This window comes from Nocardiopsis xinjiangensis YIM 90004, assembly GCF_000341145.1.
In the GTDB taxonomy this organism is placed as follows: Bacteria; Actinomycetota; Actinomycetes; order Streptosporangiales; family Streptosporangiaceae; genus Nocardiopsis; species Nocardiopsis xinjiangensis.
The window spans coordinates 23,850-35,393 of record NZ_ANBE01000018.1; the positions used below are offsets into that span (position 1 = coordinate 23,850).

At 68.1% G+C, this 11,544-nt stretch carries 12 protein-coding genes, 5 tRNA genes and 1 pseudogene; 8 read left to right on the forward strand and 10 right to left on the reverse strand.

Translation table 11 applies throughout. The features are described from left to right. The first annotated feature begins 208 nt into the window (after positions 1 to 208). From D473_RS26930 to D473_RS27860, 5 genes and pseudogenes are all read left to right on the forward strand, one after another. Positions 209 to 1,005 (forward strand): IS5 family transposase gene (locus tag D473_RS26930; RefSeq protein ID WP_241474762.1). Its coding sequence is split into 2 segments (ribosomal slippage): positions 209 to 545 and positions 545 to 1,005, totalling 798 coding nucleotides; the frame shifts between segments, so codons are not numbered across the junction. Between the two features lie 308 nt (positions 1,006 to 1,313). Continuing rightward, positions 1,314 to 2,159: an aldo-keto reductase family protein gene (locus D473_RS0110630; protein WP_017609056.1), complete on the forward strand. Its 846-nt coding sequence runs from the start codon at positions 1,314 to 1,316 to the stop codon at positions 2,157 to 2,159. Positions 2,160 to 2,609: 450 nt separating this feature from the next. Further along, positions 2,610 to 2,786: pseudogene (locus D473_RS26560) on the forward strand (helix-turn-helix domain-containing protein); the annotation flags it as partial. 19 nt (positions 2,787 to 2,805) lie between these two features. Beyond that, on the forward strand, positions 2,806 to 3,666 hold the full coding sequence (locus D473_RS0110635; RefSeq protein WP_017609058.1) for a tyrosine-type recombinase/integrase: 861 nt from the start codon (positions 2,806 to 2,808) through the stop codon (positions 3,664 to 3,666). A gap of 42 nt (positions 3,667 to 3,708) precedes the next feature. After that, complete coding sequence (locus D473_RS27860; RefSeq protein WP_026126819.1) at positions 3,709 to 4,014, forward strand: hypothetical protein; 306 nt, start codon at positions 3,709 to 3,711, stop codon at positions 4,012 to 4,014. A 96-nt stretch (positions 4,015 to 4,110) separates the two neighbouring features. Here the strand turns inward: D473_RS27860 and D473_RS0110645 are convergent. The 5 genes from D473_RS0110645 to D473_RS0110665 form a co-directional block, all read right to left on the reverse strand. After that, positions 4,111 to 4,187 (reverse strand) — tRNA-Val (locus tag D473_RS0110645). 23 nt (positions 4,188 to 4,210) lie between these two features. Beyond that, positions 4,211 to 4,285: transfer RNA gene (locus D473_RS0110650), tRNA-Cys, on the reverse strand. A 50-nt stretch (positions 4,286 to 4,335) separates the two neighbouring features. Beyond that, positions 4,336 to 4,408: transfer RNA gene (locus D473_RS0110655), tRNA-Gly, on the reverse strand. A gap of 75 nt (positions 4,409 to 4,483) precedes the next feature. Continuing rightward, a tRNA-Gly gene (locus tag D473_RS0110660) sits at positions 4,484 to 4,556 on the reverse strand. Between the two features lie 157 nt (positions 4,557 to 4,713). After that, positions 4,714 to 5,142 (reverse strand): roadblock/LC7 domain-containing protein, encoded by a 429-nt coding sequence (locus D473_RS0110665; protein WP_017609060.1) that lies wholly within the window; start codon positions 5,140 to 5,142, stop codon positions 4,714 to 4,716. A gap of 382 nt (positions 5,143 to 5,524) precedes the next feature. On the opposite strand from D473_RS0110665, the gene D473_RS0110670 reads away from it, so the two are divergent. Continuing rightward, complete coding sequence (locus tag D473_RS0110670; protein ID WP_017609061.1) at positions 5,525 to 6,367, forward strand: aminotransferase class IV; 843 nt, start codon at positions 5,525 to 5,527, stop codon at positions 6,365 to 6,367. A 79-nt stretch (positions 6,368 to 6,446) separates the two neighbouring features. Here the strand turns inward: D473_RS0110670 and D473_RS0110675 are convergent, their stop codons facing one another. Next, positions 6,447 to 6,866, reverse strand: a complete 420-nt coding sequence (locus tag D473_RS0110675) for an SsgA family sporulation/cell division regulator (protein WP_017609062.1) — start codon at positions 6,864 to 6,866, stop codon at positions 6,447 to 6,449. 470 nt (positions 6,867 to 7,336) lie between these two features. Here D473_RS0110675 and D473_RS0110680 point away from each other — a divergent pair. Beyond that, positions 7,337 to 7,410: transfer RNA gene (locus D473_RS0110680), tRNA-Val, on the forward strand. A gap of 104 nt (positions 7,411 to 7,514) precedes the next feature. Here the strand turns inward: D473_RS0110680 and D473_RS0110685 are convergent. Beyond that, positions 7,515 to 7,829, reverse strand: coding sequence for a PGPGW domain-containing protein (locus tag D473_RS0110685; RefSeq protein WP_193373270.1), 315 nt, complete (start codon positions 7,827 to 7,829; stop codon positions 7,515 to 7,517). Positions 7,830 to 8,230: 401 nt separating this feature from the next. Here D473_RS0110685 and thrS point away from each other — a divergent pair, with 401 nt between their 5' ends. After that, a complete protein-coding gene (gene thrS / locus D473_RS0110690; RefSeq protein ID WP_017609064.1) occupies positions 8,231 to 10,204 on the forward strand; it encodes a threonine--tRNA ligase in 1,974 nt (657 codons plus the stop codon). A gap of 84 nt (positions 10,205 to 10,288) precedes the next feature. Here thrS and D473_RS27665 read toward each other — a convergent pair whose 3' ends face one another. From D473_RS27665 to D473_RS28410, 3 genes are all read right to left on the reverse strand, one after another. Further along, positions 10,289 to 10,438 carry a hypothetical protein gene (locus D473_RS27665; RefSeq protein WP_193373268.1) on the reverse strand — a complete coding sequence of 50 codons (150 nt, stop codon included), beginning with the start codon at positions 10,436 to 10,438 and terminating at the stop codon, positions 10,289 to 10,291. Positions 10,439 to 10,525: 87 nt separating this feature from the next. Further along, the gene (locus D473_RS0110700) at positions 10,526 to 11,185 is read right to left on the reverse strand and encodes a hypothetical protein (RefSeq protein ID WP_017609066.1); all 660 of its coding nucleotides are present in this window, start codon (positions 11,183 to 11,185) and stop codon (positions 10,526 to 10,528) included. A gap of 225 nt (positions 11,186 to 11,410) precedes the next feature. Continuing rightward, entirely contained in the window at positions 11,411 to 11,542 is a 132-nt protein-coding gene (locus D473_RS28410) for a PIN domain-containing protein (RefSeq protein WP_161626419.1), read from the reverse strand. Positions 11,543 to 11,544 lie beyond the last annotated feature (2 nt).

Here is an 11,544-nt window from a genome sequence, read left to right on the forward strand (position 1 = left end):
CTAGCCCCGCTCCACAGATGGCGACGGCGACAAGGTAGGTGGTCAGCGTGATGGCATGTGCGGCTGTCAGCAGGGCCGCGGCGGACACGGGAAGCGACACCGCCATTACGGCGGTCGCGTGCTCGGGGTGCACTCGGCCGGCGGCCGGGCCCGCTGTTGTCATAAGAGCTCATCTCATTTGGATTCTCGGTAACCTGGCCGCGTGTCGATGGTTGAACGCCTTGTGCCGGATGAGCTGTGGGAACTGTTCCAGCGAGTGGTGCCCGAGGCACCCACCCGTCCCCAGGGCGGCGGCCGGCGCAGACACGGGGACCGCGAGGTGCTGGCCGCGATCATCTCCGTCGCGACCAGCGGCTGCACCTGGGCGCAGCTCCCGCCGGTGTTCGGCCCGTCCGGACCCACCGCGCACCGCCGCTTCACCGAGTGGACCCGCGCCCGGGCCCGGGCCAAACCACACCGGCTGGTCCTGGACGAACTCGGCTCCCGAGGTGAGGTGGACTGGTCGCGGTGCGCGATCGACTCGGTCAACATGCGTGCCCTCAAAGGGGGGACCTGACGGGTCCGAATCCTGTCGACCGGGGCGAGAAGGGCGCGAAGATCCATTTGATCACCGACCAGGCCGGGCTGCCCCTGTCCGTGGCGATCTCGGGGGCCAACACCCACGACAGCCAGGCCCTGCGGCCCTTGGTCCGCGGGATCCCGCCGATCCGCTCCCGCCGCGGGCCGAGGCGGCGCAGGCCAGCCAAGCTGCACGGAGACAAGGGCTACGATTACGACCACCTGCGCCGCTGGCTCCGCGAACGCGGCATCGTCCACCGCCTGGCCCGCAAGGGTGTGGAGTCCTCGAAGCGGTTGGGCCGGCACCGGTGGCAGGTCGAGCGCACCATGGCCTGGCTGGCCGGATGCCGCCGCCTGCACCGCCGTTACGAACGCAAGGCCGAGCACTTCTTGGCCTTCACCGGCATCGCCTGCACACTGATTTGCTACCGCAGACTCACCAAATGAGATGAGCTCTTAGCGCGGGCTTTCATACCGATGTTCCCGCTCCTGCCGCCGCATCCGCCCTCACAGTGGGCAGCCGGGGCGTTTCATCCGAGGAGCGAGGGGTGCGGAGTTTAGCGGTAGGGCCGTGACCCCGACCTATCGACCTGGGTGCGCCTGCGGTTCGTCGTTCTCTGAACCCAAACCGTGCGCCCTGCGTACGCACGCTCCCAAGTGCGTACGCAACTCGTCGGTGGCGGAGTGAGCGCAAAACGCCATCCCGGTCCCCTGGAGGGTGAGGCGTTCGATGACCAAGACCGACACCACATCCCATGGCCTTCACACCCCGACCGGCCACGCGCGTTCTGCTCCTGGACGGTAGCCCCGGCGCCACCACGGTGCTGTTGCTGAGCGCCCATCACGTGCTGGACCGGATCGACCACGTCCTCTACGCCGACACCGGCCTCTATCCCGCCTCAGCCGAGCGCTACCTCAAGCACCTCCACGCCCTGTGCCAGCAGGCCGGCGCCGAACTGGTCCGAGCTGATGCCACCGAGCTGGCCGAGCGCGCCTGGGCCGAGAGCCCGAGCCCGTTGCCCCTGTTCACCCTTGCCCGGGACGGCACGGCGGGGCGCCTGCCCAACGCGTGCGCCGGCACCCAACTGCTGGCCCTGACCGACCACCTACGCAGCTGGGGCGACGAACAGCCGCACGAAAAGGTGGAGGTGGTCCTGGGCCTGGGCGCCGAGTACGCCCACCGGGTGCCCCGTGCGGCCACCTGGCCACAGCGCCTACGACCGGACTACCCCCTCTTCGACCTGGGCTGGCGCGACCGGGACTGCGTCGCGTTCAACCACCACCACGGCATCGGCGTCCGGGGCCTGGCCTGCCTGGGGTGCCCGGAGCGCTCCGATGCCGACTGGGCCGAACTGCGCGCCACCGACCCCGGCGCCTGGGACGAGGCCGTGGCCCTGGATACGGCTGTGCGGCACCACACCACCGACACCGCGACAAACGGCATGCCGCCCGCCCAGACCGGCTACCTCCACCACGCGTGCCGCCCCTTGGGCGGCATCGACCTGCCGCCGGAACAGGAAGGCCCGGTGCCGGGGTGCCTGCCGCGCGTCTGCCGTGGACAGCGCCCAGGCAGCTTCGGAAATGGGGGTGATCACGCATGAGCGACCCGGTCCACGACCACACAAATGAGCGCCGATACCACGGGCAAGGAGGAACAGCGATCATCCAGCACCCGGCACGAGCCACCTCGGGAGGGGGTTCGATCGGATCGCTGTGCACCGGCTACACAGGCCTGGACATGGGTGTGGCCGCCGCACTCGAAGAAGAGGCCCACCTGTCGCAGGCGGCGACCGCCCGACCTTCGACTCACCCGAAGGAGGCGCGTGTGCACGCACGCGCGCAAAGACGGCCCACGCCGGCGGCATGCCGCGGTACTGAACACGGAACCCCGGTATGGGCAAGGGGTACCGGATGAGTAAGCGGCACACACCCTCGACGCGGCGCGGCACCGGCGTCCCAGAACAGGACCAGTGTGAGTACTCTGCAAGCTCTGGCGAGCGGCGTGATGCGGCTGCGAACACGCCTGTGGAGGTGTTCACCCCCAAGAGGCTGCCGCCCTGCTCAAGGTCCCCGAATCCTGGCTGCGCAAGCGCGTCTCCGCGCGTCAGGTGCCCTGCACCTTCATCGGCAAGCACCTGCGCTTCAGCTCTAGCGACCTTGAGCAGATCATCCGCGCCGGACACCGTGCCCCCGCCTCCGGGCGCGCTCGCCGTGCAACGCCGGAATGAACCAACAGAAGGAGTACAGATGGCTTACGCCGAACGGCTCGCCCGAACCTGGCGGGCCCGCTTCAAGAAACCAGACGGCACCTGGGCGTCCAAGTCCGGATTCGACACCAAGGAAGCGGCCCTGAACTGGGGCCAGGAGCAAGAAGCTGAGGTGCGGCGCCGCACCTGGATCTCGCCCCAGGAGCGGGAGGTCCCCTTCGGTGACTTCGCCGAACAGTGGCTCGTCCAGGCGCGTCTGTCGGAGACCACCCGGGACAAGTACCGCTCCTACCTCGACAACCACCTGCGTGAGCAGTGGGGACACTGGCCCTTGATCAGCATCTTCAACAGCCATCTCGACGTCCAGGCCTGGGTCAACGAGCTGCACGAAGAGTTGTCCGAGCCGAGTGTGTCCTCGGTCTTCGCCCTCTTCTCCACGATCCTCAACGTGGCGGTGCGCGCCCGCAAAATCCCCGCCAACCCCTGCCACGGGATCCGGGTCTCCTCCGGCTCCTACGAGGCCGACCGGCAGGTAGCCACCCCCATGCAGGTGGTGCGCGCGGCCATGCGGTTGCACCACACCTTCGGTCGGACGGGGTTCGTGCTGGCGCTGATGAACGCCTACACCGGGGCACGCTGGTCGGAGCTGGTGGCCCTGCAAGCCCATGAGTACGACGAGGTGAACAGGGCCGTGCCGGTGCGCACCCCGTTGCGCGAGTCCGGCGGCAAGATGAGCAAGGCGGCCCGGCCCAAGACCCCGGCGGGCAAGCGGTGGCTGCACCTTCTCGGCTTCCTCAACGCCCTCTACACCGATCTGATCGCCCAGAGCGAGACGGAATCGGTGTTCACCGGCGCGCACGGGGGAGTGCTACGCCGGGGCAACTTCCGCTCCCGATTCTGAAGGCCAGCCTGGGACGGTGTTTCCGACAGCGCTCAGGCGTGGTTGCGCTCACCGATCCTGCCGGGTTTCACCTTCAACGAGGGGTGCCATACCCACCGCACGTGGTTGGCCGAGGACGGGGTCCCGGAAGTGGCTCGGGCAGCGAGACTGGGGCACCGGATGCCGGGGATGGCCAACGTCTACGAACACGTCACCCCAGAGATGCGGGAACAGGTACTGACCGTGCTGGAGCGGAGGTGGCAAGCAAGTGTTGGCGCGCTGGGCCCGGGTGAGCGGGACCGGTTGATGGAGATGCTCCCGCGGCTGGGTGAGTACTACCCTGTGGAGAGCGAGAAGAAGGCTTCCTGAGGGTGGGGATGCAAGATCATCTCCAGATTCTCTCCATGACCGAAGCCGAGAAAATCTGAAGAGGACCGTTGGACGGCCTCTGACCTGCAGAAGCTGTGGTGGGCGATACAGGATTCGAACCTGTGACCTCTACCGTGTCAAGGTAGCGCTCTAACCAACTGAGCTAACCGCCCTCATCGGAGGGTGATGAGGAACATGGAGCCGGAGACGGGATTCGAACCCGTGTGCAGGGATTTGCAGTCCCTTACCTAAGCCACTCGGACACTCCGGCCTGCGAAACACGCCGGGAACCGGTGGCCGACCCCCATGCGGGCCTCGTCGAGCGGACGACGGGACTCGAACCCGCGACTTTCACCTTGGCAAGGTGATGCTCTACCAGCTGAGCTACGTCCGCGCGCTGGGAACCCGTGGGCTCCCTTGCCCGGCCAGACTACACCCTCTCGTGGAGGGCTTCGACCAGCCGATCTCGAGCGGACGACGGGATTCGAACCCGCGACTTTCACCTTGGCAAGGTGATGCTCTACCAGCTGAGCTACGTCCGCGCGGCGAGCGTTGGGGCTTCCGGTCGGGGCCTTCCGCCTCGCTCGCTGCGGTTAGAACTCTAGCCCATACACGGGTCGAGTGCGAAATCGGCGCTGTGGAGAGGTCCCCGGGGCCGGGGCGGCCCCACCGAGGCCCGCCCCGGAGGCATTGCCCGCGTCAGTTCTCCGCGTGCGCGGAGGAAGGCATGTCCGGTCGAGGGGGAGCGGACAGGTACTGGCCGACCCGCTCGATGACCTTGTTCATCTCGTAGGCGATCAGGCCCACATCGCTGTCGGACTCCGACATCAACGCCATGCAGGCACCGTCGCCGGCGGCAGCGACGAACAGGAAGGCCTCGTCCATCTCGATGATGCTCTGGCGGATGTTGCCGGCGGAGAACTGTTTGCTGGCTCCGCCCGCGAGGCTGTGCAGTCCCGAGGCGATCGCCGACAGATGCTCGGCCGCGGAACGGTCGAGGCCGCTGGAGGTCGCCATGAGGAGGCCGTCGGTGGACAGGACGACGGCGTGCTGGGTCCCGGGTGCGCGGGTGAGCAGGTCGTCCAGCAGCCAGCTCAGTTCTCCGCGGGTGGTGCTCGGTGGGGTCATGTCTCTCTTCGCTCTGTCCGTGGGCGGGCGTGGTGGGTCGCGCGGGGAGGATGCCCGGTGTGGTGGGGCAGCACCGGTTGCTTTCCACCATCCCCGCGTAAGCGTTGCCCGGATGATAGTCATTCGTAACTTATCCCTGTCCGGCCCACAACATGGCACGGGCGGACCGTCCCCATCTCCCGTATCCCTGACCAGTGGGGACGATCGGCACAACCGGAGTCGGGGCGGGCGCCGGCGGCCAGTGGTGGACAGGGCCCTTGCCAAGGGGGTGGTACTGCAGGTAAAGCGGGGGTTCCCCGCAGGGGCGGTCGCCCCCTCCGGGGTGGGAAGATCTGGGTCTGGTTGCTTCGACCAGTGCGGATGACCGATGGAGGGGTGTGCAATGAAGGTGTGGATCGCGGGCGCGGGCTTCGGCCGGGGCGCCGTCGTGGACCAGGCCGAGGCGCGTGTGTCCGCTGTGGACCACGGGATCACGGTGGGCGACGGGGTTTTCGAGACGGTGCGGGCGACCGGCGGACGCCCCTTCGCGCTGACCCGCCACCTGAAGCGCCTGGCCCGTTCGGCCGAAGGACTGGGGATGGCGGAGCCGGACCTGGACCTGGTCGCCGACGGGGTCGCCCGAGCCATCGCCGCCAACCCGGAACTGGACGACGCACGTGTGCGCATCACGGTGACCGACGGAGCCGGGCCGCTGGGTTCGGACCGCATCCCGGGCGAGCAGACCGTGATCGTGGCCCTGGGCGGCTTCCCGGCCATCCCCGAGCAGACCGACGTGGTGCTCTCGCCGTGGCCGCGCAACGAGTTCGGGGCGTTGGCCGGTCTCAAGACCACCTCGTACGCGGACAACGTGCGCGCCCTCGCGTACGCGCGCGCACGGGGAGGAAGCGAGGCGATCTTTCCGAACGTGAGCGGGAACCTGTGTGAGGGCACAGGAAGCAACATCTTCGTGGTGCTGGACGACCGTCTGGTCACACCGCCGCTGTCGTCGGGGCCCCTGGCCGGCATCACGCGCGAGCTCGTCCTGGAGTGGTACGGCGCCGAGGAGGAGGATGTGCCGATGGAGCGCCTTCCGGAGATCACCGAGGCTTTTTTGACCTCCACCGGGCGCGACGTACAGCCGATCACGCACATCGACGGCCGACAGGTCTCCGCCGAGCCCGGCCCGATCTCGCGCAAGGCCCGGGAGGTCTTCGCCGAGCACGCCGCCCGCCACAGCGACCCCTGACCGCCTCGGGGTCCGAACACGAACAGGGGGCGGCGCACGGAGTGCGCCGCCCCCTGTTCGTGTTCCGGTGCGCTCCGGCTCAGGCCAGGTAGCGCTCGATCTCCTCGTCCAGGTCCACGTAGGTGGTCTCCTGGCCGGCGGGGACGATCTCGTAGGTGCGGTGCAGGAACTCCGCCAGCGGGGACACGTGGGTGTCGAACTCGGCCTGCCCGAAGGGGGAGGAGAGCGCGATGCTGACGCTGCGTTCGCCGCTGTCGTCCTTCGAGGGCCACACGCGGACGTCACCCTCGCCGACAGGGCGTACGATCCCGACCGTGAGCAGTTCACGGGCGAAGATCCATTCGACGGGCTCGTCCTCGCCGGTGTGGAAGGCCACGCGGATCGCGTAGGGATCGCCGGCGCTGTAGTCGAGCCGCGCGGCCAGCGGGACCGAGGTGCGCTCGGGGACGACGAGCCGCAGGCCCAGCTCGGCGGTGGCAGTTGTGTCGCTACTGTTCATGTTCGCCAAACCTCTTCTTGTCCGGCCCTGCTGTGCGGCGCGGGTCGGTGGTGCCGTCTCACTGGCTCCAACGCGGTGGTCCGCGGATCATGACGTGAGTACGGAGACTTTCTTCGGTCAGTGGGACCGGTTCCTCGGGTCCGTGGTCCGGGCCCGTGCGCCGCAGGGCGGCTCCAGATCCTTCGTCACTGTAATGACCAGGGGAAACCAAAGATTTCCCCATATTGGGTGTCCCACGTCACGGATTGGTCATGTCGTGGGGTCCTCGAGGGGTGCTGTTTGGGCGCGAACCGCCTCGCGAGCGGGACTTCGGGGTCTCCTGGTGGGGTCTTGACCCGCTTCACGAAGTATTTAGTGACCTCCATCACACTACGAGGTTCGCCCGTGCGGCTCCGGGTGGAACGAGCACCCCGAAACATGCGTTAGAGTTTTACATGTCCGACCGAGAGGCCGGGCGGAGCAGCAGCTCGGGGCGATTAGCTCAGTTGGCTAGAGCGCATCGTTCACACCGATGAGGTCACTGGTTCGAGTCCAGTATCGCCCACAAGTAGGGAGCCGGGTCACCGTTCGAGACGGTGTCCCGGCTTTTTTCCGTGCGCGGTCGAGTCGGTGCCCACGTGTGTGCCCGGGTGCCACGGAACGTGGCCCTCAGCTCGGGTCCGGGTCGGCGTCCTTGTCCGGGGACGTCCGGTCCTTGGCGGCCCTGCGCTCCTGGCGGCGGCGCATGTACTCGTCCTTGCGGCGCTCGGCGTACTGCTCGGCGCGCCGAGCCCAGGTCCGCGCCGGCTTCAGCAGCCGGTGCGCCCACCGGAATTCCGTGCTCAGGATGAGCAGCCCCGACAACAGGGCCGCGACGCCGGGGCCGGGGGTCACGAGGAAGACGACGCCGGCCAGGGCCACGACCGTGCCCGCGGTGCCGACGAGGACGCGCCAGGGAAGGTGCAGGGCCGGGTGGGTGTGCATCCGTCGGCGGAAGAGCCGGAGCCGGGCCCGCAACCGCCGCCAGCGGCGGCGGTGCACATGGTGCACCGCTGTTCTCTCCGGCGGCGGGTGCTCGTGGGGTGGGCTCGAAGACATGCGCTCACATTCAGTCGAAGCCGGTGGACGGTCGTGACGGCTGCGGAGAAGATCGACTTCTGTCGATTGTCACTGATCTTCTGGCCGTGATCAACGCTCTTCAATGTCGACCTAATCCTGCTTTGACCTATTTCATCTGCTGCGGACACATACGGCCGACGAGGTGTCTGTGGGCAGCCGAGCAGCACGCCACGGCGGAGCCGATAGCATCGAAGGAGCACGCCCCGCCCCTACAACGCCGGGGAAGGCGTGCACCTTCCAGAGTTTCCGGATCCCTAGGAGTTATCGTGTCCGCCGCGCCTGAGCTGCACATCACCCTCGCCGGAACCCCGCGTGCGGTGGCGGCCACGACTACCGCGGGGCAGGCACTGGAGGCCGACGGCAAGACCGTGATCGCGGCCCTGGTCAACGGAGAGCCGCACGACCTCGCCCACGAGCTCACCGACGGTGACACCGTCGAGCCCGTCGCGATCGGCTCGGAGGAGGGGCGTGCGATCCTGCGCCACTCCACCGCGCACGTCCTCGCCCAGGCCGTTCAGGAACTGTTCCCCGAGGCCAAGCTGGGCATCGGCCCGCCCGTCGAGAACGGCTTCTACTATGACTTCGACGTCGCCGAACCGTTCACCCCCGCCGACCTCAAGGCCATCGAGAAGAAGATGCAGCAGATCCTCAAGCAGGGTCAGCGCTTCGACCGGCGCGAGGTCTCCGACGAGGAAGCCCGCGCCGAGTTGACCACCGAGCCCTACAAGCTCGAGCTCATCGGTCTCAAGGGCGGCGCCGCCGAGGCGGCCGAAGGGGCATCGGCCGAGGTCGGCGCCGGCGAGCTGACCGTCTACGACAACGTCCACCCGCGCACCGGCGAGCTGTGCTGGAAGGACCTCTGCCGGGGGCCGCACGTGCCCACCACCAAGTCCATCCCGGCCTTCAAACTCATGCGCACCGCCGCCGCCTACTGGCGGGGCAAGGAGACCAACCCGCAGCTCCAGCGGATCTACGGCACCGCATGGGAGAACAAGGATGCGCTCAAGGACTACCTGACCTTCCTGGAGGAGGCCGAGAAGCGCGACCACCGCAAGCTCGGTTCCGAGCTCGACCTGTTCTCCATCCCCGAGGAGATCGGCTCGGGCCTGGCGGTCTTCCATCCCAAGGGCGGCGTCGTGCGCCGGGTCATGGAGGACTACTCCCGCAAGCGGCACGAGGAGGGGGGCTACGAGTTCGTCTACACCCCCCACGCCACCAAGAGCGCACTCTTCGAGAAGTCGGGGCACCTGGACTGGTACGCCGACGGGATGTACCCGCCCATGCAGCTCGACGGCGGCCAGGACTACTACCTCAAGCCGATGAACTGCCCGATGCACCACCTGATCTTCGACGCGCGCGGACGCTCCTACCGTGAGCTGCCGCTGCGCCTGTTCGAGTTCGGCACCGTGTACCGGTACGAGAAGTCGGGTGTGGTGCACGGCCTGACCCGGGCCCGCGGGTTCACCCAGGACGACTCCCACATCTACTGCACCCGCGAGCAGATGGCCGACGAGCTCGACTCACTGCTCACCTTCGTGCTCGACCTGCTGCGCGACTACGGTCTCGACGACTTCTACCTGGAGCTGTCCACCAAGGACCCGGAGAAGTTCGTCGGCAGTGACGAGATCTGGGAGGAGTCCACCCGGGTTCTGCGCCAGGCCGCCGACAAGCAGGGGCTGGACCTGGTCATGGACCCGGGCGGGGCCGCCTTCTACGGCCCGAAGGTCTCGGTTCAGGCCAAGGACGCCATCGGCCGCACGTGGCAGATGTCCACCATCCAGGTCGACTTCAACATGCCCGAACGCTTCGACCTGGAGTACACCGCCGCCGACGGCAGCCGTCAGCGTCCGGTGGTGATCCACCGTGCCCTGTTCGGTTCCATCGAGCGTTTCTTCGCGGTACTGCTGGAGCACTACGCGGGCGCGTTCCCCGCATGGCTGGCCCCGGTGCAGGCGGTCGGCATCCCGATCGCCGACGAGCACGTGCCCTACCTGCAGGAACTCCAGTCGAAGCTGCGCGCCGAGGGTATCCGGGCGGAAGTCGACGCCGGCGACGACCGGATGCAGAAGAAGATCCGCAACGCCCAGAAGCAGAAGGTGCCCTTCATGGTGCTGGCCGGTGACGACGACGTCGCCAAGGGCGCGGTGTCCTTCCGTTACCGCGACGGGTCGCAGAACAACGGTGTACCGGTCGACGACGCGGTCGCCGAGATCGTGGCGGCGGTGCGTGAACACCGCTGATGGCCCGATCCATACGGGCGCGGGGCGTCCACCTTCTGCGGGTGGGCGCCCCGCTTTCGTGTCCGGGAGGGGACGAGGGAGCCACTACTCGGCCTCGGAGCTGTCCCCGTCGTCGAACAGGTCGGCACGGGAGATCTGCGCGGTGGCGTTGGGATCAGAGGTCTCCTCCTGCTCCTCCTCGTCGCGGAACAGGTCCTCACGGGAGATACGATGCGTCGCGTTGGGGTCACTCATCAGCTCATACTCCTTGTGGATCGGGGGCATGCCGGATCCTATCGCTCCCTTCGGACACCGCACGCGTGCCGCTGTGCCCGGGCCCGCTCAGTGTCCGCTACACCGCTCCCAGGTCTGCCGGGGGATGTGTTCGAGCAGGTCGATGAGGTAATCGGCGGCGATGAGGGCGCGATCGGGGGCCAACCGCATGGGTGCCCAGGTGAGCACGTAGCCTCCGGTGAACCGCACCGGCAGGGAACGTGACCTGGTGTCGGAGAGCAGCCAGGAGGTCAGTGTCCCGTCCAGGACCGAGCGTGCGAACTCCGAGTCGCCGCCCGTGGTCTGGAAGGCAGCCCCGAAGGGCGCGGCCCCGTCGATGGTCCCGGCGTGCGTGCGTCGCCGGATCTCCAGGTCGGTGCCGACCCCGGGTGTGCGTACGGCCACCACACGGTGGATGTACTCGATGCGGGCGACGCCCTGCTCGGTGGTGACCGGGACGCTCTGCACGTGCTCGAAGGCGGTCACCCGGTACACACCCCGTCTGCCGTCGAGGACGTGCCGGCAGCGTGACTTACGGGTCCCGGGTTCGGTGGGCAGCACGGCTTCGCCCAGGGGTGCGGGGTGCTGGTCGGTGTAGGTCCAGCCGTTTTCGCGGGCCCAGGCGCGTGACTCGCCGCCCCGATCCTCGCGGAAGTGCGCGGCGACCGTGATGGCACCCACGGTGACCACGACCACGACCAGCGCGATCGTCGGCAGGACGCCTTCCATCGGTACTCCTGCTGCTGGGGAGCGGTGGGGTGCGGAACCCCTGGAGGGTGGTGGGTCCTCGGGGGCAAGGGACCCGGATCAGCCTTCGCCTCCATTCTGTTCCGGTCGGGCGCTGTTGTCACCCCTCGGGCGTGGCCGGAAGGGGACTCCCTGCGTCCGGTGTGGTTCCCGCGAAGGCCGGGGAGCTCGTGACCGTCTTTTCCCTTGCCGGTGCCGGGAACTTGCTCAGATCTCGACGACGGCCAGTGCGCCCTCGAGGCCTTTGAAGTTGTCCATGTTCCGTGTGTACAGGGCCAGACCCTGGACTGGGGCGGCCGCGGCGAGCCGGATCCGCTCCGTGCGCGCAGCTCTCGCCACGG

Bases quoted from the DNA above. Each gene is read 5' to 3' on its own strand.
- D473_RS0110665 (WP_017609060.1), bottom strand. From the start codon at position 5,142: ATGACCCCACCGAGCACCACCCGCGGAGAACTGAGCTGGCTGCTGGAC.
- D473_RS0110670 (WP_017609061.1), top strand. From the start codon at position 5,525: ATGAAGGTGTGGATCGCGGGCGCGGGCTTCGGCCGGGGCGCCGTCGTG.
- D473_RS0110630 (WP_017609056.1), top strand. From the start codon at position 1,314: ATGGCCTTCACACCCCGACCGGCCACGCGCGTTCTGCTCCTGGACGGT.
- D473_RS0110700 (WP_017609066.1), bottom strand. From the start codon at position 11,185: ATGGAAGGCGTCCTGCCGACGATCGCGCTGGTCGTGGTCGTGGTCACC.
- D473_RS0110685 (WP_193373270.1), bottom strand. From the start codon at position 7,829: ATGCACACCCACCCGGCCCTGCACCTTCCCTGGCGCGTCCTCGTCGGC.
- D473_RS0110635 (WP_017609058.1), top strand. From the start codon at position 2,806: ATGGCTTACGCCGAACGGCTCGCCCGAACCTGGCGGGCCCGCTTCAAG.
- D473_RS27665 (WP_193373268.1), bottom strand. From the start codon at position 10,438: ATGAGTGACCCCAACGCGACGCATCGTATCTCCCGTGAGGACCTGTTC.
- D473_RS0110675 (WP_017609062.1), bottom strand. From the start codon at position 6,866: ATGAACAGTAGCGACACAACTGCCACCGCCGAGCTGGGCCTGCGGCTC.